The 24,451-nt window shown below is 61.6% G+C and carries 29 protein-coding genes; all 29 read right to left on the bottom strand.

What is annotated here, in order from left to right; all coding sequences use genetic code 11:
- Positions 1–5: 5 nt before the first annotated feature.
- The gene (gene rplO / locus AMD14_RS05545; RefSeq protein WP_003486676.1) at positions 6–449 is read right to left on the bottom strand and encodes a 50S ribosomal protein L15; all 444 of its coding nucleotides are present in this window, start codon (positions 447–449) and stop codon (positions 6–8) included.
- 4 nt (positions 450–453) lie between these two features.
- A complete protein-coding gene (gene rpmD / locus AMD14_RS05540; protein ID WP_003486678.1) occupies positions 454–645 on the bottom strand; it encodes a 50S ribosomal protein L30 in 192 nt (63 codons plus the stop codon).
- Positions 638–1,180: a 30S ribosomal protein S5 gene (gene rpsE, locus AMD14_RS05535; protein ID WP_003486682.1), complete on the bottom strand. Its 543-nt coding sequence runs from the start codon at positions 1,178–1,180 to the stop codon at positions 638–640. The genes rpmD and rpsE overlap by 8 nt, the downstream gene beginning before the upstream one ends.
- 158 nt (positions 1,181–1,338) lie before the next feature.
- Positions 1,339–1,698, bottom strand: a complete 360-nt coding sequence (gene rplR / locus AMD14_RS05530; protein ID WP_003486684.1) for a 50S ribosomal protein L18 — start codon at positions 1,696–1,698, stop codon at positions 1,339–1,341.
- A gap of 88 nt (positions 1,699–1,786) precedes the next feature.
- Complete coding sequence (gene rplF, locus AMD14_RS05525; protein ID WP_011050640.1) at positions 1,787–2,314, bottom strand: 50S ribosomal protein L6; 528 nt, start codon at positions 2,312–2,314, stop codon at positions 1,787–1,789.
- A 15-nt stretch (positions 2,315–2,329) separates the two neighbouring features.
- Positions 2,330–2,728, bottom strand: coding sequence for a 30S ribosomal protein S8 (rpsH, locus tag AMD14_RS05520; protein ID WP_005932726.1), 399 nt, complete (start codon positions 2,726–2,728; stop codon positions 2,330–2,332).
- Between the two features lie 204 nt (positions 2,729–2,932).
- Positions 2,933–3,238, bottom strand: a complete 306-nt coding sequence (gene rpsN, locus AMD14_RS05515) for a 30S ribosomal protein S14 (protein ID WP_005917137.1) — start codon at positions 3,236–3,238, stop codon at positions 2,933–2,935.
- An 18-nt stretch (positions 3,239–3,256) separates the two neighbouring features.
- Complete coding sequence (gene rplE / locus AMD14_RS05510; RefSeq protein WP_003486694.1) at positions 3,257–3,799, bottom strand: 50S ribosomal protein L5; 543 nt, start codon at positions 3,797–3,799, stop codon at positions 3,257–3,259.
- A gap of 11 nt (positions 3,800–3,810) precedes the next feature.
- The gene (rplX, locus tag AMD14_RS05505; RefSeq protein ID WP_003486696.1) at positions 3,811–4,128 is read right to left on the bottom strand and encodes a 50S ribosomal protein L24; all 318 of its coding nucleotides are present in this window, start codon (positions 4,126–4,128) and stop codon (positions 3,811–3,813) included.
- 15 nt (positions 4,129–4,143) lie between these two features.
- Entirely contained in the window at positions 4,144–4,512 is a 369-nt protein-coding gene (rplN, locus tag AMD14_RS05500) for a 50S ribosomal protein L14 (protein ID WP_003486699.1), read from the bottom strand.
- 14 nt (positions 4,513–4,526) lie between these two features.
- The gene (gene rpsQ, locus AMD14_RS05495; protein ID WP_003486701.1) at positions 4,527–4,796 is read right to left on the bottom strand and encodes a 30S ribosomal protein S17; all 270 of its coding nucleotides are present in this window, start codon (positions 4,794–4,796) and stop codon (positions 4,527–4,529) included.
- An 11-nt stretch (positions 4,797–4,807) separates the two neighbouring features.
- Positions 4,808–4,993, bottom strand: a complete 186-nt coding sequence (gene rpmC, locus AMD14_RS05490) for a 50S ribosomal protein L29 (RefSeq protein ID WP_011050639.1) — start codon at positions 4,991–4,993, stop codon at positions 4,808–4,810.
- The gene (gene rplP / locus AMD14_RS05485) at positions 4,993–5,406 is read right to left on the bottom strand and encodes a 50S ribosomal protein L16 (RefSeq protein ID WP_045714552.1); all 414 of its coding nucleotides are present in this window, start codon (positions 5,404–5,406) and stop codon (positions 4,993–4,995) included. Before rplP ends, rpmC begins: the two co-directional genes overlap by 1 nt.
- A gap of 5 nt (positions 5,407–5,411) precedes the next feature.
- Positions 5,412–6,146: a 30S ribosomal protein S3 gene (gene rpsC / locus AMD14_RS05480; RefSeq protein ID WP_003486708.1), complete on the bottom strand. Its 735-nt coding sequence runs from the start codon at positions 6,144–6,146 to the stop codon at positions 5,412–5,414.
- 17 nt (positions 6,147–6,163) lie between these two features.
- Positions 6,164–6,499, bottom strand: coding sequence for a 50S ribosomal protein L22 (rplV, locus tag AMD14_RS05475; RefSeq protein WP_003486710.1), 336 nt, complete (start codon positions 6,497–6,499; stop codon positions 6,164–6,166).
- A gap of 12 nt (positions 6,500–6,511) precedes the next feature.
- Positions 6,512–6,781: a 30S ribosomal protein S19 gene (gene rpsS / locus AMD14_RS05470; protein ID WP_005917128.1), complete on the bottom strand. Its 270-nt coding sequence runs from the start codon at positions 6,779–6,781 to the stop codon at positions 6,512–6,514.
- A 6-nt stretch (positions 6,782–6,787) separates the two neighbouring features.
- On the bottom strand, positions 6,788–7,615 hold the full coding sequence (gene rplB, locus AMD14_RS05465) for a 50S ribosomal protein L2 (RefSeq protein ID WP_003486715.1): 828 nt from the start codon (positions 7,613–7,615) through the stop codon (positions 6,788–6,790).
- 10 nt (positions 7,616–7,625) lie between these two features.
- The gene (gene rplW, locus AMD14_RS05460) at positions 7,626–7,925 is read right to left on the bottom strand and encodes a 50S ribosomal protein L23 (protein WP_003486717.1); all 300 of its coding nucleotides are present in this window, start codon (positions 7,923–7,925) and stop codon (positions 7,626–7,628) included.
- A complete protein-coding gene (rplD, locus tag AMD14_RS05455) occupies positions 7,922–8,527 on the bottom strand; it encodes a 50S ribosomal protein L4 (protein WP_005917124.1) in 606 nt (201 codons plus the stop codon). The genes rplW and rplD overlap by 4 nt, the downstream gene beginning before the upstream one ends.
- Positions 8,528–8,539: 12 nt before the next feature.
- Entirely contained in the window at positions 8,540–9,190 is a 651-nt protein-coding gene (gene rplC / locus AMD14_RS05450) for a 50S ribosomal protein L3 (protein WP_005917121.1), read from the bottom strand.
- A gap of 11 nt (positions 9,191–9,201) precedes the next feature.
- The gene (gene rpsJ, locus AMD14_RS05445) at positions 9,202–9,513 is read right to left on the bottom strand and encodes a 30S ribosomal protein S10 (RefSeq protein WP_003486723.1); all 312 of its coding nucleotides are present in this window, start codon (positions 9,511–9,513) and stop codon (positions 9,202–9,204) included.
- 466 nt (positions 9,514–9,979) lie between these two features.
- On the bottom strand, positions 9,980–11,170 hold the full coding sequence (gene tuf / locus AMD14_RS05440) for an elongation factor Tu (RefSeq protein ID WP_003486726.1): 1,191 nt from the start codon (positions 11,168–11,170) through the stop codon (positions 9,980–9,982).
- 48 nt (positions 11,171–11,218) lie between these two features.
- Positions 11,219–13,336, bottom strand: coding sequence for an elongation factor G (gene fusA, locus AMD14_RS05435; protein ID WP_005917595.1), 2,118 nt, complete (start codon positions 13,334–13,336; stop codon positions 11,219–11,221).
- A 137-nt stretch (positions 13,337–13,473) separates the two neighbouring features.
- Positions 13,474–13,941 carry a 30S ribosomal protein S7 gene (gene rpsG, locus AMD14_RS05430; protein ID WP_005917592.1) on the bottom strand — a complete coding sequence of 156 codons (468 nt, stop codon included), beginning with the start codon at positions 13,939–13,941 and terminating at the stop codon, positions 13,474–13,476.
- A gap of 12 nt (positions 13,942–13,953) precedes the next feature.
- Positions 13,954–14,328 carry a 30S ribosomal protein S12 gene (gene rpsL, locus AMD14_RS05425; protein ID WP_002811712.1) on the bottom strand — a complete coding sequence of 125 codons (375 nt, stop codon included), beginning with the start codon at positions 14,326–14,328 and terminating at the stop codon, positions 13,954–13,956.
- Positions 14,329–14,546: 218 nt separating this feature from the next.
- Complete coding sequence (rpoC, locus tag AMD14_RS05420; protein ID WP_003486736.1) at positions 14,547–18,761, bottom strand: DNA-directed RNA polymerase subunit beta'; 4,215 nt, start codon at positions 18,759–18,761, stop codon at positions 14,547–14,549.
- A 150-nt stretch (positions 18,762–18,911) separates the two neighbouring features.
- Entirely contained in the window at positions 18,912–23,063 is a 4,152-nt protein-coding gene (gene rpoB, locus AMD14_RS05415; protein WP_003486738.1) for a DNA-directed RNA polymerase subunit beta, read from the bottom strand.
- 279 nt (positions 23,064–23,342) lie between these two features.
- Complete coding sequence (rplL, locus tag AMD14_RS05410; RefSeq protein ID WP_003486742.1) at positions 23,343–23,708, bottom strand: 50S ribosomal protein L7/L12; 366 nt, start codon at positions 23,706–23,708, stop codon at positions 23,343–23,345.
- 54 nt (positions 23,709–23,762) lie between these two features.
- Entirely contained in the window at positions 23,763–24,296 is a 534-nt protein-coding gene (gene rplJ, locus AMD14_RS05405) for a 50S ribosomal protein L10 (protein WP_005930748.1), read from the bottom strand.
- Positions 24,297–24,451: the final 155 nt, after the last annotated feature.

The following is a 24,451-nucleotide window of genomic DNA, read 5'->3' as shown; positions in this document are numbered from 1 at the left end:
GCCGATTACTCCTCTACGCTGCCGCCGGCAGCTTCGATTGCCGCCTTGGCGCCTGCGGTTGCCGCAACGCCCTTCAGCACGAACTTCTTGCTCAGCTCCCCCTTCAGCACGATCTTCGCCTTCTTGGCGCGGCTCGGGACCAGATTGGCCGCACGCAGCGCTGCAAAGTCGACATCGCCGGCATCCAGCTTGTCCAACTGGTAGGACAACACTTCTGCGGTATCGCGCGCCATCTTGGAGCGGAAACCGATCTTCGGCAGACGACGCTGCATCGGGGTCTGGCCGCCTTCGAAGCCGGCCTTGATCTTGCCGCCACCCTTACGAGCGAACGAACCCTTGTGACCGCGACCAGCGGTCTTGCCGAGGCCCGAACCGATACCACGACCGACGCGGGTGCGCTCGGTACGGGCGCCGTCGGCCGGCTTGAGGTCATTAAGACGCAGAGTCATGGGATTACTCCTCAACCTTGACGAGGTAGTGAACCGTATTGATCAGGCCACGCACCTGCGGGCTGTCCTTCAGTTCACGCACATCGTTGAGCTTATTCAGGCCCAACGCACGCACCGACAGGCGGTGACGCGACTGGGTTCCACGCAGGCCACGCACCAGGCGCACCTTGACGGTCTTGTTGGTGTCCTTAGCCATGGTTGAGCTCCTCCACCTTCTTGCCGCGCTTGGCCGCAACGCGTGCCGGCGACTGCACTTCCGACAGACCCTTGAGAGTCGCACGGACCAGGTTGATCGGGTTACGCGAACCGACGGCCTTGGCCAACACGTTCTTGACGCCAACCGCTTCCAGCACAGCGCGCATGGCGCCGCCTGCGATGACGCCCGTACCTTCCGACGCCGGCTGCATGTAGACGCGTGCTGCGCCATGGCCAGACTTGACGGCATGCCACAGGGTGCCGTTGTTCAGATCGACAGTAGCCAGGTTCTTGCGTGCCTGTTCCATCGACTTTTGGATGGCGACCGGCACTTCGCGCGCCTTGCCATAACCGAAACCGACCTTGCCCAGACCATCGCCGACCACGGTCAGCGCGGTGAAGGTGAACTGGCGACCGCCCTTGACCGTCTTGCTGACGCGATTGACCGCGACCAGCTTTTCGATCATGCCATCGTCGACTTTCTCTTCGCGGTTACGGTCGCGATCACGACCCCGCGGTGCACGTTCTTCTGCCATCTTGATTCCTTGATTGATTGAGTATGTACGGCTCGAAGCCGCTTATGGTTGTGAAGTGAAGCGGTGTTCCCGGCACCGTTGCAAAAGAACGGGGCGGTCCGGCATTTCCCTGCCGGCGGTATTGCGGAGGCGGTCGATGACCGCCTCCGCAGCAGTGCTTAGAACTGCAGGCCGCCTTCGCGTGCTGCGTCGGCGAGCGCCTTGATGCGGCCATGGTAGCGGTAGCCCGAGCGGTCGAATGCAACCTTCTCGATGCCAGCAGCCTTGGCGCGCTCGGCGATCAGCTTGCCGACCTTGGCAGCCGCATCGCTGTTCTTGCCATTCTTCAGGCCATCCTTGACGTCGGCCTGCAGGGTGTTCGCAGCAGCGATCACCTTGGAGCCATCGGCAGTGAAGACCTGCGCATACAGGTGCTGACCGGTGCGCAGCACCGACAGACGGGCAACGCCCAGCTCACGGATGTGCGCACGGGTGGACTTGGCGCGGCGCAGACGGGCGATGTTCTTGTTGATGCTCATGATATTTATCCTACGAAAGCTGAAGGGAAAGCGTGCTCCTACCAAAAGTCAGCACAGGGATGTGCGGGCTCTTGCGAGGGACTCGCCATTAAGCCTTCTTGGCTTCCTTGCGAATGATGACTTCACCGGCGTACTTCACACCCTTGCCCTTGTAGGGCTCCGGCGGACGGAAACCGCGAATCTTGGCGGCAACTTCGCCGACGCGCTGCTTGTCGGCGCCCTGGACCACGATTTCGGTCTGAGTGGGAGTCGACAGCGTGATGCCTTCCGGCGCCACGAACACCAGCGGGTGCGAGAAACCGAGCGCCAGGCTCAGGTCCTTGCCCTGCATGGCAGCGCGGTAACCGACGCCGACCAGCTCGAGCTTGCGCTCGAAGCCTTCGGAGACACCCTTGACCATGTTGGCCAGGATGGCGCGGACGGTGCCGGTGAGGGCGATCTGCGACGGATCGTTGGCCGACAGCGTGGCAACGCCGCCATCGATGGCGATTTCGACACCAGCCGGCTTCGGCAGGGTCAACGTGCCCTTCGGGCCCTTGACGCTGACCAGCCCAGGCTGGACGTTGAGTTCAACACCCTTCGGGAGGGAGACAGGCTTCTTGGCTACACGGGACATGTTCGATTCCTTCCCTTAGGCCACGAAGCACAGAACTTCACCACCAACGCCGGCTTCGCGAGCCTGCGCATCGGTCATGATGCCCTTCGACGTGGAGATGATGGCGATACCCAAGCCACCCAGGACCTTGGGCAGCTCGGTCTTGCCGCGGTACTGGCGCAGACCCGAGCGCGAAAAACGCTTCAGGGTCTCGATGACCGGGCGGCCTTCGAAATACTTCAGCACGATTTCCAGTTCCGCCTTGTTGTTTTCGGCCTGGGTCACGCGCAGGTCGGTGATGTAACCCTCGTCCTTCAGGACTTGGGCGATCGCAACCTTAATCTTGGACGACGGCAATTTCACCGTCTGCTTACCAACCGCGGCCGCATTCTTGATGCGAACCAGCAGGTCGGCGATGGGATCAGTCATGCTCATGTGAGTACCTTTGAGTGCACCGATATCCGCTTTCGCGAAAATCTTGTGTTTTCCTGGGGACGGGCCAGGACCCTTGACGCCATGCCAGACCCGCACGGGCAAGACAGAAGCGGAAGTATACGACAAAAGAGCCCGACTTGCGTCGGACTCCCTTGTTGAACAGAACGATCCTGTTCAAATCCGGCCGCGAACGGCCGGAATGCGTTACCAGCTTGCCTTGCGCAGGCCCGGAACGTCGCCGTTCATCGTGGCCTTGCGCAGCATGTTGCGACCCAGGCCGAACTTGCGGTAGACACCGCGCGGGCGACCGGAGAGCTCGCAACGGTTGCGGTGGCGGCTCGGCGACGAATCGCGCGGCAGCTTCTGCAACTTGGTCGACGCATCGATCTTCTCTTCGTAGGACGCATCCTGACTGGAGAGGATCTTCTTCAACGCATCACGCTTGCCGGCGAATTTCTTCGCCAGCTTCGCACGCTTGATGTCGCGGTGGATCATGGAGGTCTTTGCCATTTCGGATGTCCTCGACGGTCAGTTACGGAACGGGAACTTGAACGCTGCCAGCAGCGCCTTCGCTTCCGCATCCGTCTTGGCGGTGGTGGTGATGGCGATATCCATACCACGGATCGCGTCGACGGCGTCGAAGTCGATTTCCGGGAAGATGATCTGTTCCTTCACACCCATGTTGAAGTTGCCGCGACCGTCGAAGGAGCGACCGGACACACCACGGAAGTCGCGCACGCGCGGCAACGAGATGTTGATCAGACGATCCAGGAACTCGTACATCTTGGCGCGACGCAAGGTGGTCTTGCAGCCGATCGGCCAGCCGTCACGGATCTTGAAGGATGCGACCGAAACGCGCGACTTGGTGACCACCGGCTTTTGACCGGAGATCTTCGCCATGTCGGCAACCGCATTTTCCAGGATCTTCTTGTTGGTAGCGGCTTCGCCTACGCCCATATTGAGCGTGACCTTGACCAGCTTCGGCACTTCCATCGGATTGGTGTAGCCGAACTCCTTCATCAGGGCCGGCACCACGTTGTCCTTGTAAAACTTTTCGAGACGAGTGTTCATGATCTCATTCCTCAGGCGTCGAGCGCCTCACCGCTGGAGCGGAACACACGCAGTTTGCGTCCATCCTCCAGCACCTTGAAGCCAACGCGCTCGCCCTTGCCCGTTGCCGGGTTGACGATATTGACGTTGGAGATATGGATCGACGCTTCACGCTCGACCACGCCGCCGGCAACGCCTGCCTGCGGGTTCGGCTTGGTGTGGCGCTTGATGACGTTGGCGTTGGAGACGATCACGCGATCGCCGTCCACACGCACCACTTCACCCTGCTTACCCTTGTCCTTGCCGGTGTTGATGACGACCTGGTCGCCCTTCTTGATACGGTTAGCCATGTGTATGTCCTCCGCTCACAGCACTTCGGGAGCGAGCGAGACGATCTTCATGAACTTCTCGGAACGCAGCTCGCGCGTCACCGGCCCGAAGATGCGGGTCCCGATCGGCTCCTGCTTATTGTTCAACAGCACAGCGGCGTTGCCATCGAAGCGGATCAGCGAACCGTCGGGACGGCGCACACCCTTACGGGTACGCACCACGACGGCGTCGTAGACTTCGCCCTTCTTGACCTTGCCACGCGGAATGGCGTCCTTGACGGTCACCTTGATGATGTCACCAATATGTGCGTAACGGCGTTTGGAGCCGCCCAGCACCTTGATGCACATCACTTCCTTGGCACCCGAATTGTCGGCGACATCGAGGTAGCTCTGCATCTGGATCATGATTCAGATCTCCCTTATTCGGCCGAACGGGTGACGATTTCCACCACCCGCCAGTTCTTGGTCTTGGACATCGGAGCAATCTCGGTCACACGCACGACGTCGCCTTCGTTGCAGGCATTGTCGGCGTCGTGTGCGTGCAGCTTGGTCGAGCGCTTGATGTACTTGCCGTACAGAGCATGCTTGACCTGGCGCTCCACCAACACGGTGACCGTCTTGTCCATCTTGTTGCTGACGACACGGCCTTCGACCGTGCGCAGCGTTTGCTTTTCGTTATTGTCGCTCATCGCGGCCGTCCTTACTTGGTGCTGCCGAGCAGGTGCTTGACGCGAGCAATCTCGCGGCGCACCCGGCGGGTTTCGTGGGTCTTCGGCAGCTGGCCGGTGACCTGCTGCATACGGAGCGAGAACTGCTCCTTACGCAGATCGGTCAGATGGGCCTTCAATTCGTCAGCCGACTTCTCGCGGAGTTGTTCGATATCCATCAGCGCACCGTCCGGGTCACGAAAGTGGTGGTCACCGAGAGCTTGGCAGCGGCAAGGCGGAACGCCTCACGTGCGGTTTCTCCGGGGATTCCCTCGATTTCATAGATCATGCGGCCCGGCTGAATCTGCGCGACCCAGTACTCCACGTTGCCCTTACCGGAGCCCATGCGGACTTCGATCGGCTTCTTGGTGATCGGCTTGTCGGGGAACACACGGATCCACATCTTGCCGCCCTTCTTGACGTGGCGGCTGATCGTGCGGCGTGCTGCTTCAATCTGGCGTGCGGTCAGCTGACCGTGCGCCGTGGCCTTGAGGCCGTACTCGCCGAAGCTGACGGCGTTTCCGCTCCATGCCAGGCCGTCGTTACGGCCCTTGTGCATCTTGCGATATTTGGTTCGCTTGGGTTGCAACATTGCCGTTACCTCGCTTCACGAGCCGGGCGCGACGGGCGGTCACCACGGTCGCCGCGATCGTTACGATCGTTGCGCGGGCTGTCGTCCTGCTTTTCCTGGCCAACCTGAGAGAAGTCGAAGACTTCGCCCTTATAGATCCAGACCTTGATACCGATGATGCCGTACGTCGTGGACGCCTCGGCAAAACCGTAATCAATGTCGGCACGTAGCGTGTGCAGCGGCACGCGGCCTTCGCGGTACCACTCCGAACGGGCGATTTCTGCACCGTTGAGGCGGCCAGCCACATTGACCTTGATGCCCAGGGCACCCAGGCGCATCGCGTTACCGACCGAGCGCTTCATTGCACGGCGGAACATGATGCGACGCTCAAGCTGCTGCGCGATCGACTCGGCGACCAGCTGCGCGTCCAGCTCCGGCTTGCGCACTTCGGTGACGTTGATGTGCGCCGGAACGCCCATCAGCTCGCTCACTTCCTTGCGCAGCTTTTCGATGTCCTCGCCACGCTTGCCGATCACCACACCCGGACGGGCGGTGTGAATGGTCACGCGGGCGGTTTTGGCAGGGCGCTCGATCAAGATCTTGCTGACACCTGCCTGCGCGAGCTTCTTGCGCAGCATTTCACGCACTTTCAGGTCGGCTGCCAAATAGGAGGCGAACTCGGCCTTGTTTGCGTACCACTTGGAATTCCAGTCCTTGGCGATGCCGAGGCGGATTCCAGTCGGATGAACTTTATGACCCATGGTCTTTTCCTTTCCGCTTACTTGGCGGCGCCCACAACCACAGTGATGTGGCTGGTGCGCTTGAGGATGCGGGTACCGCGGCCTTTCGCCCGCGCCATGAAACGCTTCAGGGAGGGACCTTCATCAACCATGATGGTCTTGACCTTCAGCTCGTCGACATCCGCGCCCTGATTGTTCTCGGCATTGGCGATCGCCGACTCCACCACCTTTTTGATCAGGTGTGCAGCCTTCTTGTCCGAGAACTTCAGCAGATTGACCGCACGCTCGGCGGACAAACCACGCACCTGGTCAGCGACCAGGCGGGCCTTCTGCGGGGAGATGCGCGCGGTGCGCAGGATTGCTTTCGCTTCCATCGTCATCTCTCCTTACCTGCCCGACTTCTTGTCGCCACCGTGACCCTTGAAGGTCCGGGTGACGGCAAATTCGCCGAGCTTGTGGCCGACCATATTCTCGTTGACGAGCACCGGAATGTGGTTCTTGCCGTTATGCACGGCGATGGTGATGCCTACCATTTCAGGCAGAATCATCGAACGGCGCGACCAGGTCTTGATCGGCTTCTTGCTACCCGCAGCGGACTCCACCTTCTTTGCAAGGTGGTGATCGACGAACGGGCCCTTCTTAAGTGAACGTGCCATGGTCGATTAGCCCCTACGATCGCGGACGATGAATTGCTGGGTGCGCTTGTTCTTGCGCGTCTTGTAACCCTTGGTCGGAACACCCCACGGGGTGACCGGATGCGGATTACCCTGACCAGCCTTCGCTTCACCACCACCGTGCGGGTGATCGACCGGGTTCATGGCCGCACCGCGAACGGTCGGGCGAACACCGCGCCAACGCTTGGCGCCGGCCTTGCCCAACTTCTCGAGGTTATGCTCGTCGTTGCCGACTTCGCCGATGGTGGCGCGGCACTCGACCGGCACCTTGCGCATTTCGCCCGAGCGCAGACGCAGCGTGGCATAGATGCCTTCGCGAGCGACCAGCTGGACGGCTGCACCGGCAGCACGTGCGATCTGAGCGCCCTTACCCGGCTTCAGCTCGATACCGTGAACCGTCGTACCGACCGGGATGTTGCGCAGCGGCAACGTGTTGCCGGTCTTGATCGGTGCGTTGGCACCGGCAATGACCTGGTCGCCAGCCTTCAGGCCCTTGGGGGCGATGATGTAGCGGCGCTCGCCGTCGACATAGCACAGCAGGGCGATATGAGCGGTACGGTTCGGATCGTATTCGATCCGCTCCACACGCGCCGGAATGCCTTCCTTGTTGCGCTTGAAGTCGATGATGCGGTAGTGCTGCTTGTGGCCGCCACCGACGTGACGCACGGTGATGCGGCCGTGGTGGTTACGACCACCGGACTTGCTCTGCGAATCGAGCAGCGCCGCGTGCGGTGCGCCCTTGTGCAGATCGGGAGTAACCACGCGCACGGCGGAACGACGGCCGGGAGAGGTGGGTTTGAACTTCATCAATGGCATGGGATGGACCTCAGGCCTTGGCCGTTACGTCGATGGACTGACCATCGACCAGGCGGACGTACGCCTTGCGCCAATTGCCACGGTTGCCAGCACGGTTACGGAAGGACTTGCTCTTGCCCTTGACGTTGACCACGTTGACTGCCTTGACCTTGACGTCGAACAGCTGCTCAACCGCGGCCTTTACATCGGCCTTGGTGGCTTCGTTCGAAACTTCGAAGACATACTGGTTGGAGATTTCCTGCAGGCGCGCGGTCTTTTCGGAGACTCGCGGAGCGCGCAGCACGCTGAAGATTTTTTCGTTGCTGCTCATGCCAGCCACTCCTCGACCTTCTTGACCGCGTCAGCGGTGATCACGACCGTATCGGCCCCGACCAGAGCGACCGGATCCAGGCCCTGCACGTCACGCACCTGCACATACGGCAGGTTGCGAGCGGACAGATACAGGTGCTCGGAAGCCTCTTCGGTGACGATCAGCGGGCGCTTGCCCACTTCCAGCCCCTTGAGCTTTTCGATCAAGCCCTTGGTCTTGGTCGCTTCGAGGTCGAATGCGTCGACGATCATCAGACGACCCTGACGGTTCAGCTCGGAAAAAATCGCGCAGATGGCCGCACGGTACATCTTGCGGTTGACCTTCTGCTCGAAGCTGCGCGGCTTGGCCGCGAAGGTCACGCCGCCACCGACGAAGATCGGAGCCGTCAGCGCGCCATGACGCGCACCGCCGCCCTTCTGCTTCTTCGACTTCTTGGTCGTGCCCGCAACTTCCGAACGCGTCTTCTGTGCCTTGGTACCGGCGCGACCGGCGTTGCGATAAGCGACGACGACCTGGTGAACCAGATCTTCGCTGAATTCGCGACCGAACACGGCATCGGAGACCGAGACCTTGTTGTTGCTACCCGTGATAACGAGTTCCATCGTCATCTCTCCTTATGCCTTGCTCGCCGGACGGACGATCACGTCGCCACCTGCTGCGCCAGGCACGGCGCCGCGGATAGCAATCAGACCACGCTCGACGTCGACCTTGACCACTTCCAGGTTCTGCGTGCTTTGCTGCACGGCGCCCATGTGGCCCGACATCTTCTTGCCCGGGAAAACGCGACCCGGGGTCTGGCGCTGACCCAGCGAACCCGGCGCGCGATGCGACAGCGAGTTACCGTGGGTTGCATCGCCCATACGGAAGTTGTAGCGCTTGATGGTGCCCTGGAAACCCTTACCCTTGGTGACGCCCTGGACGTCAACCTTCTGGCCGACCTCGAAAATGTCCGCCTTGATTTCGCCACCGACGGCGAAATCGCCGAGCTGGGCATCTTCAACACGGAATTCCCACAGGCCACGACCCGCTTCCACCTTCGCCTTCGCGAAGTGGCCAGCAGCCGGCTTGTTGACCAGCGCGGCACGACGGGCGCCAACGGTGACCTGCACGGCGCTGTAGCCGTCAACCTCGACGGTCTTGATCTGCGCGATGCGGTTCGGAGTTGCTTCGATCAGCGTGACCGGTACCGAGCGACCGTCTTCAGTGAAGACGCGGCTCATACCAGCCTTGCGGCCCACGAAGCCCAACGAATATTTCTTCGTCATGGTCGTAGTCCTCAGGTCAGCTTGATCTGGACGTCGACGCCAGCCGCGAGTTCGAGCTTCATCAGCGCGTCCACGGTCTTGTCGTTCGGGTCGACGATATCGAGCACACGCTTGTGCGTGCGGGTTTCGTATTGGTCACGCGCATCTTTGTCAGCGTGCGGGGATACGAGGATGGTGTAACGTTCGATCTTGGTCGGCAACGGGATCGGGCCACGCACTTGCGCGCCGGTCCGCTTAGCCGTTTCGACGATCTCGCTGGCCGAACGGTCGATCAAACGATGATCGAACGCCTTCAACCGAATCCGGATCTTTTGTTCCGACATGACGGAAGCTTCCTTCGTTAAAAGAGCGACGGGCAAGGCCTCTGGGATACCTGCCCCGATATTCCTGACGTTGATGAAATCGCCGCGCGTCCTGCTGGCGAGGGCATTTCCTCCGCCCAAAAACTGAGGCAGCCCGGTAACCCGGCCTGCCCAGACGGAAAAGTATAATGCGCAACAAGAGCACGGTCAACAACGTATGAGTTGCTGAGTGCTTCATGCAACGCGACCTTCCCGGTCTGGCGAACACGAGCGGCATCCTGCCGTTCTTTTCGCTGTAACTCAGCGCCCTACCCAGGGACACCGAGCCGCGCATTGTAGCGAACATGATTTGGGCGCGCAAGCCGATGCTTGGGTAGACCCGCAGGCCATCCTTACCACCACTGCTTGACAGCAACGAAAAAGGGCCGGCTTGCGCCGACCCCTTTTCCACTGCACCAACGGCCTAGACCGTCAACCTGCAGCTCTTTTACTTGATGATCTTGGCAACCACGCCGGCGCCGACGGTACGACCGCCTTCACGGATGGCGAAGCGCAGACCTTCGTCCATCGCGACCGGGTTGATCAGGGTCACGACCATCTTCACGTTGTCGCCCGGCATCACCATTTCCACACCTTCCGGCAACTGGCAAGCGCCAGTGATGTCGGTGGTGCGGAAGTAGAACTGCGGACGGTAGCCCTTGAAGAACGGGGTATGACGGCCACCCTCATCCTTGGACAGCACGTAGACTTCGGCTTCGAACTCGGTGTGCGGCTTGATCGAACCCGGCTTGCACAGCACCTGCCCACGCTCGACGTCGTCACGCTTGGTGCCGCGCAGCAGCAGACCGGCGTTGTCGCCTGCCTGGCCCTGGTCCAGCAGCTTGCGGAACATTTCCACGCCGGTGACCGTGGTCTTCTGCGTATCGCGGATACCGACGATTTCGATTTCGTCGCCCACCTTGATGATGCCGCGCTCGATACGACCGGTCACCACGGTGCCGCGGCCGGAGATCGAGAACACGTCTTCGACCGGCATCAGGAACGGACGGTCGACGTCGCGGGTCGGCTCGGGAATGAACGAATCCAGCGCTTCGACCAGCTTCAGGATCGCCGGCACACCGATATCGCTCTGATCGCCGTCCAGCGCCAGACGCGCCGAACCGTGGATGATCGGGGTGTCGTCGCCCGGGAAGTCGTACTTGCTCAGCAGCTCGCGCACTTCCATTTCGACCAGCTCGAGCAGCTCGGCGTCGTCGACCATGTCGGCCTTGTTCAGGAACACCACGATGTGCGGCACACCGACCTGACGCGAGAGCAGGATGTGCTCACGGGTCTGCGGCATCGGGCCGTCGGCGGCCGAGCACACCAGGATCGCGCCGTCCATCTGCGCCGCACCGGTGATCATGTTCTTGACGTAGTCGGCGTGGCCGGGGCAGTCGACGTGCGCGTAGTGGCGGGTCGGGGATTCGTATTCGACGTGCGCGGTCGAAATCGTGATACCGCGCGCCTTCTCTTCCGGCGCCGCGTCGATCGCGTCGTACGCCTTGAACTCACCACCGAAACGCTCGGCACCGATCTTGGTCAGCGCAGCGGTCAACGTGGTCTTGCCATGGTCAACGTGACCGATGGTGCCGACGTTCACGTGCGGCTTGGTGCGCTCGAATTTAGCTTTTGCCATGACTAACTACCTCTAATTGAAAAATTTGTGAGAAGCGGCTGAGCGAACTCAGCCCTTCTTGGTGACGGCGTCGGCGATGTTGGCCGGTGCCTCTTCGTAGTGGTCGAATTCCATCGAGAACGTCGCACGGCCCTGGCTCATCGAGCGCAGCGAAGTGGCGTAACCGAACATTTCACCCAGCGGTATCATCGCGTTGATGATCTTGCCCGACGGGCTGTCGTCCTGACCCTGCAACACGCCACGACGGCGGCTCACGTCGCCCATCACGTCACCCAGGTAATCCTCCGGGCTGACGATTTCGACTTTCATGATCGGCTCCAGCAACACCGGGCTGGCTTTCGCGAAGCCCTGCTTGAACGCCATCGATGCAGCCAGCTTGAACGCCATTTCCGAGGAGTCGACGTCATGGTACGAGCCGAACACCAGCTTGACCTTCACGCCCACCACCGGGAAGCCGGCGATCGGACCACTGGTAATCGTCTCGCGCAGACCCTTTTCGACCGAAGGGATGAACTCCTTCGGAATGATGCCGCCGGTGATGTCGTTGACGAACAAGAAATCGTCTTTGACGTTGTCGCTCTTGCGCTCTTCCTCGGTCATCGGCGACAGCTCGATCACTACGTGACCGTACTGACCCTTACCACCGGACTGCTTGGCGTGCTTGTAATCAGACTTGACGTCAGACTTGCGGATCGTTTCGCGGTAGGCCACCTGCGGCTTGCCGACGTTGGCCTCGACATTGAACTCGCGACGCATGCGGTCGACGATGATGTCCAGGTGCAACTCGCCCATACCCGAGATGATGGTCTGGCCGGATTCTTCGTCGGTCTTGACGCGGAACGAGGGATCTTCCTGCGCCAGACGACCCAGGGCCATGCCCATCTTTTCCTGGTCCGACTTGGTCTTCGGCTCCACCGCCATCGAGATCACCGGCTCCGGGAACACCATGCGCTCCAGGGTGATGATCTTGTCCTGCGCACACAGCGTGTCACCGGTGGTGACGTCCTTCAGACCCACGGCAGCGGCGATGTCGCCCGCGCGCACTTCCTTGATCTCTTCGCGATTGTTGGAGTGCATCTGCAGGATGCGGCCCACGCGCTCTTTCTTCGACTTGACCGGGTTGTAGACCTGGTCGCCGGAGTTCAGCGTGCCCGAGTAGACACGGAAGAACGTCAGCGAGCCCACGAACGGATCGGTCATGATCTTGAACGCCAGCGCCGAGAACGGCGCGGTATCGGTCGCGGCGCGTGTGTCTTCCTTCTCGTCTTCGTCGATACCCTGCACCGGCGGACGGTCCGCCGGCGACGGCAGCAAATGCACCACGCCGTCGAGCATGGCCTGCACGCCCTTGTTCTTGAACGCCGAGCCGCAGAAGACCGGCACGATCTCCACCTTCAAGGTGCGCTCGCGCAGACCCGACAGGATCTCCTGCTCGCTCAGGTCGCCCTCGTTGAGGTACTTGTCCATCAGGTCTTCACTGGCTTCTGCAGCCGCCTCGACCATGAACGAACGCGCCTCGGTGGCGACATCGACCAGGTCGGCCGGAATGTCGCGGTATTCGAAGGTGGTGCCCTGCGATGCGGTATCCCAATGGATCGCCTTCATCTTCAGCAGGTCGACCACGCCCTCAAAGCCGTCTTCGGCGCCGATCGGCACCTGCATCGGCACGGCATAGGCACCCAGACGGGCCTTCAGCTGCTCAACGACCTTGTCGAAGTTGGCACCGGTACGGTCCATCTTGTTGACGAATGCCATGCGCGGCACGGAATACTTATTGGCCTGGCGCCACACGGTCTCGGACTGCGGCTGCACGCCACCCACGGCGCACAGCACGAACACCGCACCGTCGAGCACGCGCAAGGAGCGCTCCACTTCGATGGTGAAGTCGACGTGCCCGGGGGTGTCGATGATGTTGAAGCGGTGCTGCGGCATGGACTTGTCCATACCCGACCAGAACGCGGTGGTCGCAGCGGAGGTGATGGTGATACCACGCTCCTGCTCCTGCTCCATCCAGTCCATCACTGCAGCGCCGTCATGGACTTCGCCGATCTTGTGACTCACACCGGTGTAGAACAGGATGCGTTCGGACGTGGTGGTCTTGCCGGCATCGATGTGGGCCATGATGCCGAAGTTGCGGTAACGCTCGATAGGGGTGGTGCGGGCCACGGGGAGCCTCTCAATTTCTTGGATTTCGGATGGCCGAACGCCGCCTTTCGGCGGCCTTCGGATTGGATGCGACGCAAGATGCGTCGCAAACAGCACTCATATGGTGCTGAAGGGCCCCGTTACCAAGGCCCCCGAGGTCACCAGCGGTAATGTGCGAACGCCTTGTTCGCCTCCGCCATGCGGTGGGTCTCTTCGCGCTTCTTGATCGCGCCGCCGCGGCTTTCCGAGGCGTCCAACAGTTCTGCAGCCAGCTTACGCGGCATGGTGTTCTCGCCACGCTTGCGCGCGGAATCGATCAACCAGCGCATCGCCAGCGCCATGCGACGGGAGGAACGCACTTCGACGGGCACCTGATAGGTAGCACCACCGACGCGACGCGATTTGACTTCGACAGCCGGGGCCACGTTGTCCAGTGCTTTCTGCACCAGTTCGATGGCATTCGGATTCTTTTCGCCAATGACGTCCATTGCGCCATAGACAATTTTCTCAGCAACCGACTTCTTGCCACTCTGCATCACCATATTGATGAAGCGGGCAATGGTTTCGCTGCCATGCTTTGGATCTGGCAGGACGGTGCGCTGCGGAGTAGAACCTTTACGGGACATTTGAGTATTTCCTTAGCTCTTCGGGCGCTTGGCGCCGTACTTGGAACGGCCTTGACGACGCTTGGCGACGCCGGCGGCGTCCAGCGAACCACGGACGGTGTGATAACGCACACCGGGAAGATCCTTGACGCGGCCACCGCGGATCAGGACCACGGAGTGCTCCTGCAGGTTGTGGCCTTCACCACCGATGTAGCTGATGACCTCTTCCTGATTGGTCAGGCGCACCTTGGCGACTTTACGCAGGGCCGAGTTCGGCTTCTTCGGGGTAGTGGTATAGACGCGTGTGCAGACGCCACGGCGCTGCGGACACTTGTCCAGTGCCGGAGAGGCACTCTTGTAGGTGGTCGCTTGCCGAGGCTTGCGGACCAGCTGATTGATCGTCGTCATCAGTTGATTCTTCTGATTGATAGGCCGAGACGGCCTGCACGAAAACAAAGGCAGGCCGAGACCGGCCCACCGAGACAGAGAAGTATAGCTGGCAGGAGGAAACTCCGTCAACTTCACGAAATCTGAACCTGCTGGCCCATCCAAGGCCGGAAAACGGAGGGCGTCCTGCCCTCCTTTTCGCTTGGCTTACGGCGATCTTGCGACCGCCGTCGGAGCGCTTACTCCTCGTCCGCGCCAGCGTCGGCCACTGCGGCGACCGGTTCGGCGACTGCCGGCTTGCCCGACAGCGTTTCCATTTCCGAGTCGGTCAGACCCGAGGCCTTGCGACGTCCGGCGTGGTACGCCAGACCCGTACCGGCTGGGATCAGGCGACCCACGATCACGTTTTCCTTCAGACCGCGCAGGTTGTCGCGGGTGCCGCGCACGGCTGCCTCGGTCAACACGCGGGTGGTCTCCTGGAACGATGCCGCCGAGATGAACGACTCGGTGGCCAGCGATGCCTTGGTGATACCCAGCAACACGGGATCGTACTTGGCCGGCAGTTCGTTGCGCTTGACCAGGCGGGCATTTTCCTCGATGACGCGCTGCCGCTCGACCTGCTCGCCGTTGAGGAACTTGCTGTTGCCCTGATCAACGATCTCGACCTTACGCAGCATCTGGCGAGTGATCACCTCGATGTGCTTGTCGTTGATCTTCACGCCCTGCAGGCGATACACGTCCTGGATTTCCTTGACCAGATAAGCGGCCAGCGGTTCGACACCCAGCAGACGCAGGATGTCCTGCGGGCTCGGCTCGCCGTCCACCACGGTCTCGCCCTTGGTCACGTGTTCGCCTTCGAACACGATGATCTGGCGGTACTTGGGAATCAGCTCTTCGTGTTCCGAACCATCGGTATCCTTGATGATCAGGCGCTGCTTGCCCTTGGTGTCCTTACCGAAGCTGATGATGCCCGAGCGTTCTGCCAGGATCGCCGGATCCTTCGGCTTGCGTGCTTCGAACAAGTCGGCAACGCGCGGCAGACCACCGGTGATGTCGCGGGTCTTGGACGCTTCCTGCGGGATCTTGGCAACCACGTCGCCCACACCGACGGCAGCGCCGTCCTGCAGGTTGACAATGGAGCGCGGCGGCAGCAGGTACTGGGCCGGTAGATCCGTATTGGGAATCGTCAGGTCGTTACCCTTGGCATCGACGATGCGCACGATCGGACGCAGTTCCTTGGCCTGTGCACCGCGACGCTTCGGGTCGGTGATTTCGCGCGACGCCAGACCGGTCAGCTCGTCGGTCTTCTCGATGACGGTGACGCCGTCGACGAAGTCGATGAAGCGAATGAAACCGGCCACTTCCGACACGATCGGGTGGTTATGCGGATCCCAGTTGGCAACGCTCTGCCCAGCCTTGACCGCATCGCCGTCTTTGGCAGTGATGGTCGCGCCGTACGGCAGTTTGTAACGCTCGCGCTCGCGGCCATGGCCATCGAGCACGGACAGTTCGCCAGAACGCGAGACCGCAACCAGCGAACCGCTGGCATGCGCCACCGACTTGAGGTTGTTGAACTTCACCGAACCGGTGGTCTTGACGGTGATGTTGTCCACCGCAGCCGCACGCGACGCCGCACCACCGATGTGGAACGTACGCATGGTCAGCTGGGTGCCCGGCTCACCGATCGACTGCGCGGCGATGACGCCGACCGCTTCGCCGATGTTGACCTGGTGACCACGTGCGAGATCGCGGCCGTAGCAGCGTGCGCACACGCCGAACGAGGATTCGCAGCTGATGGTCGAACGCACCTTCACCGACTGCACACTGGCGTCTTCGAGCTTGGCCACCCAGGCTTCGTCGAGCAGCGTGTTGCGGGTGACGATCGGCTCTTCGTCGTTGCCCGGCAGGTACACGTCCTCGGCCACCACGCGGCCCAGCACGCGCTCGCGCAACGGCTCGACCACGTCGCCGCCTTCCACGATCGGGGTCATGATCAACCCCTCGGTGGTGCCGCAATCGATTTCGGTGATCACCACGTCCTGCGCCACGTCGACCAGGCGGCGGGTCAGGTAACCGGAGTTCGCCGTCTTCAGCGCGGTATCGGCCAGACCCTTACGGGCGCCGTGGGTGGAGTTGAAGTACTCCTGCACGTTCAAGCCTTCGCGGAAGTTCGCCTTGATGGGCGTCTCGATGATCGAGCCGTCCGGACGCGCCATCAGGCCGCGCATACCGGCCAGCTGACGGATCTGCGCCTGGCTACCACGGGCACCGGAGTCGGCCATGATGTACAGCGAGTTCATCGACTTCTGGTCGATGGTCTCGCCCTTGGCGTTCTCGACCTTTTCGGTACCGATGGTGTCCATCATCGCCTTGGCGATGCGCTCGCTAGTCCGCGACCAGATGTCCACGACCTTGTTGTAGCGCTCGCCGGCGGTGACCAGACCCGACTGGTACTGCTCCTGGATTTCCAGCACTTCGGCTTCGGCCTCGGTGAGGATGCCCTTCTTCTCGTCGGGGATCAGCATGTCGTCGATACCGATCGACACGCCGGCGCGGGTTGCGTAGGCGTAGCCGGTGTACATCAGCTTGTCGGCGAACACGACGGTGTCCTTCAAGCCCAGCAGACGGTAGCTGGAGTTGATCAGGCGCGAGATGTTCTTCTTGGTCATCTCGGTGTTGGCCAGCTGGAACGGCAGGCCCTCGGGCAGGATCTCGCTCAGCAGCGCACGACCGACCGTGGTGTCCACGATCGAGGTGCCGCTACTGCGCTTGCCGCCGGCTTCCACGTCCACCTGGGTGATGCGTACCTTGACCTTGGCGTGCAGTTCGACCACGCGGTTGTCGTAGGCGCGCTTCACTTCGCTGGTGTTGGCGAACACCATGCCTTCGCCCTTCTTGTTCTCCAGGGCGCGGCTCATGTAGTACAGACCCAACACCACGTCCTGCGACGGCACGATGATCGGCTCGCCGTTGGCCGGCGACAGGATGTTGTTGGTGGACATCATCAACGCACGCGCTTCCAGCTGGGCTTCCAGCGAGAGCGGAACGTGGACAGCCATCTGGTCGCCGTCGAAGTCGGCGTTGAAGGCAGTACAGACCAGCGGATGCAGCTGGATGGCCTTGCCTTCGATCAACACCGGCTCGAACGCCTGGATGCCCAGGCGGTGCAGGGTCGGCGCGCGGTTCAACAGCACCGGATGCTCGCGAATCACTTCTTCCAGGATGTCCCAGACTTCGGCTTCTTCGCGCTCGACCAGCTTCTTGGCGGCCTTGATGGTGGTGGCCAGGCCACGACGCTGCAGCTTGGCGAACACGAACGGCTTGAACAGCTCGAGCGCCATCTTCTTCGGCAGGCCGCACTGGTGCAGCTTGAGGTACGGACCGACGGTGATGACCGAACGGCCGGAATAGTCCACGCGCTTGCCGAGCAGGTTCTGACGGAACCGGCCCTGCTTGCCCTTGATCATGTCGGCCAGCGACTTCAGCGGACGCTTGTTGGTGCCGGTGATGGCACGACCGCGACGGCCGTTGTCCAGCAGCGCATCGACCGATTCCTGCAGCATGCGCTTTTCGTTGCGCACGATGATGTCCGGAGCATTGAGCTCCAGCAGGCGACGCAGACGGTTGTTGCGGTTGATCACGCGGCGGTACAGATCATTCAGATCCGAGGTCGCGAAGCGGCCGCCATCCAGCGGCACCAGCGGACGCAGATCCGGCGGCAGCACCGGCAGCACGGTCATGACCATCCACTCCGGACGGTTACCCGATTCCAGGAAGGCTTCGATCAGCTTGATGCGCTTGGTCAAACGCTTGAGCTTGGTTTCCGAACCGGTGCTGGCGATTTCCTCGCGCAGACGAGTCATTTCCGATTGCAGGTCGATCGTGCGCAGCAGCTCATACACAGCCTCGGCGCCCATGGCGGCGTCGAAGTCGTCGTTGTACTCCTGACGCGCGGTCAGATACTGCTCTTCGGTCAGCAGCTGGCGGCGCTCGAGCGGGGTCAGGCCCGGCTCGGTGACGACATAGGCTTCGAAGTACAGCACGCGCTCGATGTCACGCAGGGTCATGTCCAGCATCAAGCCAATGCGCGACGGCAGCGACTTGAGGAACCAGATGTGCGCAACCGGCGAGGCCAGGTCGATGTGACCCATGCGCTCGCGGCGCACCTTGGCCAGGGTGACTTCGGTACCGCACTTTTCGCAGACCACGCCACGGTGCTTCATGCGCTTGTACTTGCCGCACAGGCATTCGTAGTCCTTGATCGGTCCGAAGATGGCGGCGCAGAACAGGCCATCACGCTCGGGCTTGAAGGTCCGGTAGTTGATGGTTTCGGGCTTCTTCACTTCGCCGTAGGACCACGAACGGATCAGGTCCGGCGACGCCAGCGCGATCTTGATCGCATCGAAATCCAGCGTCTGGCGCTGCTGATTGAAGAGGTTGAGCAGGTCTTTCATTTGATATCTCCGGGTCGGAGGAATTTCGTATCTGAGATGAAACGCGAACAGCTTCAAACGGGACTGCGATCAGGACACCGTACCCGGGAAGAGCGAACGCGCTGAGCGCTCGCCACTTCCGGGTTGCAGGCCGCTGACCGGGCCCGGCTCTTACTCTTCCAGTTCCATGTTGATCGCCAGCGAGCGGATTTCCTTCACCAACACGTTGAAGGATTCCGGCATGCCCGCGACCATCTCGTGCTCACCATCGACGATGTTCTTGTACATCTGGTTGCGGCCCTGCACGTCGTCGGACTTCACCGTCAGCATTTCCTGCAGGGTGTAGGCCGCGCCGTAGGCTTCCAGCGCCCAGACTTCCATTTCGCCGAAGCGCTGACCACCGAACTGCGCCTTGCCGCCCAGCGGCTGCTGGGTCACCAGCGAGTACGGGCCAGTCGAGCGCGCATGCATCTTGTCGTCGACCAAGTGGTTCAACTTCAGGTAATGCATGTAGCCGACCGTGGTCTTGCGATCGAACGCTTCGCCAGTGCGACCGTCGTACAGCTGGGTCTGACCGCTCTGCGGCAGATCGGCCAGCTCCAGCATGCGCTTGATTTCCGCTTCGCTGGCGCCGTCGAACACCGGGGTCGCCATCGGCACGCCGTCGATCAGGTTCTTGCCCAGGTTGAGCAATTCCTCATCGCTGAACTGCGACAGGTCCACGCGCTGTGCATTGATCGCGTTGTCGTGGTTGTAGATGTCGTTGAGGAACTTGCGCAGTTCGCTGACGGCGGCCTGGGCTTCCAGCATGCGCTGGATCTTGCGACCCAGGCCCTTGGCGGCCCAACCCAGATGCACTTCCAGAATCTGGCCGATGTTCATGCGCGACGGCACGCCGAGCGGGTTCAACACGATGTCGACCGACTCGCCGGTGGCCATGTACGGCATGTCTTCCACGGGCACCACGTTGGAGACCACACCCTTGTTGCCGTGGCGGCCCGCCATCTTGTCGCCCGGCTGGATGCGGCGCTTCACGGCCAGGAACACCTTGACCATCTTCAGCACGCCCGGTGCGAGGTCGTCGCCCTGGGTGATCTTGCCGCGCTTGTCGGCAAAACGTGCTTCGAATTCCTTCTCGTGCGCCTGGATCTGCTTCTGCGCACGCTCGATGGCGTCGGCAGCGTCTTCGTCCTTCATGCGCAGCTGGAACCAATCGGACTTCTTCAGCCCGTCCAGGTACGCGTCGGTGACGGTGTCGCCCTTCTTCAGGTTGGCGCCGCCGTTGGCGACCTTACCCACGATCTGCGAGCGCAGACGCGCGTAGATGGCCGCTTCCAGGATGCGGAACTGGTCGTCGAAGTCCTTCTTGACGCGCTTGATTTCAGACTCTTCGATCTGACGCGCACGCTTGTCCTTCTCGATGCCGTCGCGGGTGAAGACCTGCACGTCGATGACGGTGCCGTCCATGCCCGGGGGCACGCGCAGCGAGCTGTCCTTCACGTCGGACGCCTTCTCGCCGAAGATCGCACGCAGCAGCTTTTCTTCCGGAGTCAGCTGGCTTTCGCCCTTCGGCGTGACCTTGCCGACCATGATGTCGCCGGCGCGCACTTCCGCACCGATGTACACCACGCCGCTTTCATCCAGACGGTTCAAGGCCTGCTCGGACACGTTCGGGATGTCGGCGGAAATTTCCTCCGGCCCCAATTTGGTGTCGCGCGCAACGCAGGTCAGCTCTTCGATGTGGATCGTGGTGTAACGATCCTCTTCCACCACGCGCTCGGAGAGCAGGATGGAGTCTTCGAAGTTGTAGCCGTTCCACGGCATGAACGCGATCAGCATGTTCTGGCCCAGCGCCAGTTCGCCGATGTCGGTGGACGGGCCGTCTGCCAGCACGTCGCCGCGCGCGATCACGTCGCCCACATTCACCAGCGGACGCTGGTTGATGCAGGTGTTCTGGTTGGAGCGGGTGTACTTGATCAGGTTGTAGATATCCACGCCGGCATCGGTGCCGCCGCCGATTTCTGCCTCGTTGACCTTGACCACGATGCGGGCTGCGTCGATCTGCTCGATCACGCCACCACGCAGCGCATTGACGGTCACGCCCGAGTCGCGCGCAACCGCACGCTCGATGCCGGTACCGACCAGCGGCTTCTGCGAACGCAGTGTCGGCACGGCCTGGCGCTGCATGTTGGCGCCCATCAGTGCGCGGTTGGCGTCGTCGTGCTCGAGGAACGGCACCAGCGCCGCTGCGACCGACACGGTCTGCATCGGCGAGACGTCCATGAAGTGCACTTCGGACGGCGGCTTCAACAGCGATTCGCCCTGGAACCGGCACGGCACGAACTGCTCGGTGAGCATGTTCTTGGCATCGGTCAGCGCGTTCGCCTGGGCGATCACGTACTCGTTTTCCTCGATCGCCGACAGGTATTCGACGTCGTCGGAGACCTTGCCGTCCAGCACCTTACGGTACGGCGTCTCGAGGAAGCCGTACTGGTTGGTGCGGGCGAACACGGCCAGCGAGTTGATCAGGCCGATGTTCGGGCCTTCCGGCGTTTCGATGGTGCAGACGCGGCCGTAATGGGTCGGGTGCACGTCGCGCACTTCGAAGCCGGCGCGTTCGCGGGTCAGACCGCCTGGACCCAGCGCGGAGACGCGACGCTTGTGCGTCACTTCCGACAGCGGGTTGTTCTGGTCCATGAACTGCGACAGCTGCGAGGAGCCGAAGAATTCCTTGATCGCGGCAGCCACCGGTTTGGCGTTGATCAGCTCCTGCGGGGTCAGGCCTTCGGACTCGGCCATCGACAGACGCTCCTTGACCGCGCGCTCGACGCGGACCAGGCCCACGCGGAACACGTTCTCGGCCATTTCGCCGACCGAACGCACGCGACGGTTGCCCAGGTGATCGATGTCATCGACCACGCCGCGACCGTTGCGGATTTCGGTGAGCACCTTGATCACTTCCAGGATGTCGGAAGTGTCGGCGTGCTCGGCAACCAGGCGCTTGGATTCTTCGTCGTTACGCTCGGCAAAGTACTTCTTGTCGTAAAGCACCGACTCGCCCAGCACGTCCTTGCGGCCGACGCGACGGTTGAACTTCATGCGGCCGACCGTGGACAGGTCGTAGCGCTCGAAGGTGAAGAACAGGTTGTGGAACAGGTTCTGCGCCGCTTCCTTGGTCGGCGGCTCGCCCGGACGCATCATGCGGTAGATTTCGACCAGCGCTTCCAGCTGCGTCTTGGTCGGATCGATGCGCAAGGTGTTGGACAGGTACGGACCACGATCCAGATCGTTCACCCACAGGGTGCCGACCGCATCGACGCCCGCCTTGCGGAAGGCAGCCAGCTGGTCTTCGTTGATTTCGTCGTTGGCATTGGCCAGCAGTTCGCCGGTGGAGCCATCGACCACGTCGTGCGACAGGATACGACCGACCAGGTAGTCGTCCGGCACGGCCAGCGCGGCAACGCCGGCGGCTTCCAGTTGCTTGACGTGACGCGCAGTGATGCGCTTGCCCGCTTCCACGATGACCTTGTCGCCGTCTGCCAGGTCGAAGTTCAGCGTTTCACCACGCAGACGCTCCGGCACCAGCTCCAGCTGCACGCCTTCGTCCGGGTTGATGTGGAAGGTGTTGATCTCGAAGAACTCGGCCAGCATCTCTTCGTTGCTGTAGCCAAGCGCACGCAGCAGGATCGACACCGGCAGCTTGCGGCGACGGTCGATACGGGTGAACAGCGCATCCTTCGGGTCGAACTCGAAGTCCAACCACGAGCCGCGGTACGGAATGATGCGGGCGCTGTAGAGCAGCTTGCCCGAGCTGTGGGTCTTGCCACGGTCGTGATCGAAGAACACGCCCGGCGAGCGGTGCAGCTGCGAGACGATCACGCGCTCGGTGCCGTTGACGATGAAGGTACCGTTGCCGGTCATCAGCGGAATTTCGCCGAGATAGACCTCCTGCTCCTTCACGTACTTGATCGCCTTGGTCGACGACTCGCGGTCGTAGATCACCAGACGCACGGTCACGCGCAGCGGCGCGCCATAGCTCATGCCGCGCTGACGGCATTCACGCTCGTCAAACACCGGCTGACCCAACTTGTAACCGACGTACTCCAGCGCAGCGTTGCCGCTGTAGCTGGAAATCGGGAACACCGACTTCAATGCCGCGTGCAGACCGAGGTCCTTACGCTTGTTCGGCTCCACGTCTTCCTGCAGGAATTCGCGATAGGAATCCACCTGGATGGCAAGCAGGAACGGCACTTCGAGGATCGAGCGCTGCTTACCGAAGTCCTTGCGGATACGCTTTTTTTCGGTGAACGAATAAGACGTCATGAGGTCTTCACCCTAGGCTGCGGGGGCCACATCGCGGCGGCCCTGAAATAACAAAATTGTCAGTTGGAAGTCGCTGGTATTGCCGGCACCAGCACGCCTTCTCCCGCTACTTCCAACTACCAACTCGGTGAGGCCGGGAATCGGGAATCGGATGATCGCACCATGCTGCATGTACGATTCTCCAATCCCACTTCCCGTCCGAAACGGCCAAAGGCCGGGAGCTTTACGCTCCCAGCCTTCAGTGCATCACCATGAAACGCTGGCGATGCAAGGTGTTGCTTACTTGATTTCGACAGTCGCGCCAGCTTCGGTCAGTTCCTTCTTGATCTTCTCGGCTTCGTCCTTCGAAGCGCCTTCCTTCAGCATGCCACCGGCTTCGGTCAGATCCTTGGCTTCCTTCAGACCCAGGCCGGTCACGGCGCGGACGGCCTTAATGACGCCGACCTTGTTGGTGCCACAGTTGGTCAGCACCACGTTGAACTCGGTCTGCTCTTCAACCACGGCGGCCGGGCCAGCTGCAGCAGCAGCGACCGGGGCAGCGGCGGAGACGCCGAACTTTTCTTCGATGGCCTTGACCAGCTCCATCACTTCCATCAGGGACTTCTCGGCGATGGCGTCGACGATCTGTTCGTTGGTAAGGGACATTGTGATTACCTTTAAATGATTTTCTGGATTGGGGTTCTAGCGAACGCTAGGACATCAAGCTTCGGCAGTCTCGGCGACCGGCGCGGCGGCTTCGTCGCCACCACCCTGCTTGTCGCCAACGGCCTTGACGGCACGGGCGAACATGGCAGCCGGTTCGGACAGCACGCGGGCCAGCATGGCCAGGGCCTGGTCACGGGTCGGCAGCGAGGCCAATACGTCGACGTGTCCAGCCGGGAACAGTTCCCCGCCGATGGACACGACCTTGGCCTGCAGCTTGTCGTTGCTCTTGGCAAATTCCTTGATCAGGCGACCGGCTGCGCCGGGCTCCTCCATCGAAAACGCATACAGCAAAGGACCGACCAGCTTGTCAGCAGCGACAGCGAAATCAGTACCTTCAACGGCGCGCGCAGCCAGGGTGTTCTTGACAACTTTCAAGAACACGCCGGTTTCGCGGGCCTGCTTGCGCATCGCGGTCATCTGGGAGACCGTGGTGCCAGCGTATTCGGCAGCGATCAGGGAGTGGGCCTTGGCGGCGATGTCTGCCAGCTCGGCGACTACTTCTTGCTTCTGGGACAGATTGAGAGCCATTGCACTCCTCCGTTAAAGCCGGTATTCGGGATTGGTGATTCGGGATTCGCCAGAGCCGTGAAGCAGCCTGCAAATCCCCAATGCCGAATCCCTAATCCCCGCTTCAAACTACTCCGCTCGCGGCTCCTGCCGGTTGCGGTCCAGGGCAGCCTCCT

It is taken from the genome of Xanthomonas citri pv. citri, from assembly GCF_000961215.1.
Classification (GTDB): Bacteria; Pseudomonadota; Gammaproteobacteria; order Xanthomonadales; family Xanthomonadaceae; genus Xanthomonas; species Xanthomonas cissicola.
This window is presented reverse-complemented; position numbering and strand designations above follow the sequence as displayed.

Bases quoted from the DNA above. Each gene is read 5' to 3' on its own strand.
- rplO (WP_003486676.1), bottom strand. From the start codon at position 449: ATGACTCTGCGTCTTAATGACCTCAAGCCGGCCGACGGCGCCCGTACC.
- rpmD (WP_003486678.1), bottom strand. From the start codon at position 645: ATGGCTAAGGACACCAACAAGACCGTCAAGGTGCGCCTGGTGCGTGGC.
- rpsE (WP_003486682.1), bottom strand. From the start codon at position 1,180: ATGGCAGAAGAACGTGCACCGCGGGGTCGTGATCGCGACCGTAACCGC.
- rplR (WP_003486684.1), bottom strand. From the start codon at position 1,698: ATGAGCATCAACAAGAACATCGCCCGTCTGCGCCGCGCCAAGTCCACC.
- rplF (WP_011050640.1), bottom strand. From the start codon at position 2,314: ATGTCCCGTGTAGCCAAGAAGCCTGTCTCCCTCCCGAAGGGTGTTGAA.
- rpsH (WP_005932726.1), bottom strand. From the start codon at position 2,728: ATGAGCATGACTGATCCCATCGCCGACCTGCTGGTTCGCATCAAGAAT.
- rpsN (WP_005917137.1), bottom strand. From the start codon at position 3,238: ATGGCAAAGACCTCCATGATCCACCGCGACATCAAGCGTGCGAAGCTG.
- rplE (WP_003486694.1), bottom strand. From the start codon at position 3,799: ATGAACACTCGTCTCGAAAAGTTTTACAAGGACAACGTGGTGCCGGCC.
- rplX (WP_003486696.1), bottom strand. From the start codon at position 4,128: ATGGCTAACCGTATCAAGAAGGGCGACCAGGTCGTCATCAACACCGGC.
- rplN (WP_003486699.1), bottom strand. From the start codon at position 4,512: ATGATCCAGATGCAGAGCTACCTCGATGTCGCCGACAATTCGGGTGCC.
- rpsQ (WP_003486701.1), bottom strand. From the start codon at position 4,796: ATGAGCGACAATAACGAAAAGCAAACGCTGCGCACGGTCGAAGGCCGT.
- rpmC (WP_011050639.1), bottom strand. From the start codon at position 4,993: ATGGATATCGAACAACTCCGCGAGAAGTCGGCTGACGAATTGAAGGCC.
- rplP (WP_045714552.1), bottom strand. From the start codon at position 5,406: ATGTTGCAACCCAAGCGAACCAAATATCGCAAGATGCACAAGGGCCGT.
- rpsC (WP_003486708.1), bottom strand. From the start codon at position 6,146: ATGGGTCATAAAGTTCATCCGACTGGAATCCGCCTCGGCATCGCCAAG.
- rplV (WP_003486710.1), bottom strand. From the start codon at position 6,499: ATGGAAGCGAAAGCAATCCTGCGCACCGCGCGCATCTCCCCGCAGAAG.
- rpsS (WP_005917128.1), bottom strand. From the start codon at position 6,781: ATGGCACGTTCACTTAAGAAGGGCCCGTTCGTCGATCACCACCTTGCA.
- rplB (WP_003486715.1), bottom strand. From the start codon at position 7,615: ATGCCATTGATGAAGTTCAAACCCACCTCTCCCGGCCGTCGTTCCGCC.
- rplW (WP_003486717.1), bottom strand. From the start codon at position 7,925: ATGAGCAGCAACGAAAAAATCTTCAGCGTGCTGCGCGCTCCGCGAGTC.
- rplD (WP_005917124.1), bottom strand. From the start codon at position 8,527: ATGGAACTCGTTATCACGGGTAGCAACAACAAGGTCTCGGTCTCCGAT.
- rplC (WP_005917121.1), bottom strand. From the start codon at position 9,190: ATGACGAAGAAATATTCGTTGGGCTTCGTGGGCCGCAAGGCTGGTATG.
- rpsJ (WP_003486723.1), bottom strand. From the start codon at position 9,513: ATGTCGGAACAAAAGATCCGGATTCGGTTGAAGGCGTTCGATCATCGT.
- tuf (WP_003486726.1), bottom strand. From the start codon at position 11,170: ATGGCAAAAGCTAAATTCGAGCGCACCAAGCCGCACGTGAACGTCGGC.
- rpsG (WP_005917592.1), bottom strand. From the start codon at position 13,941: ATGTCCCGTAAAGGTTCTACTCCGCAGCGCACCGTCCTGCCAGATCCA.
- rpsL (WP_002811712.1), bottom strand. From the start codon at position 14,328: ATGACGACGATCAATCAGCTGGTCCGCAAGCCTCGGCAAGCGACCACC.
- rpoC (WP_003486736.1), bottom strand. From the start codon at position 18,761: ATGAAAGACCTGCTCAACCTCTTCAATCAGCAGCGCCAGACGCTGGAT.
- rpoB (WP_003486738.1), bottom strand. From the start codon at position 23,063: ATGACGTCTTATTCGTTCACCGAAAAAAAGCGTATCCGCAAGGACTTC.
- rplL (WP_003486742.1), bottom strand. From the start codon at position 23,708: ATGTCCCTTACCAACGAACAGATCGTCGACGCCATCGCCGAGAAGTCC.
- rplJ (WP_005930748.1), bottom strand. From the start codon at position 24,296: ATGGCTCTCAATCTGTCCCAGAAGCAAGAAGTAGTCGCCGAGCTGGCA.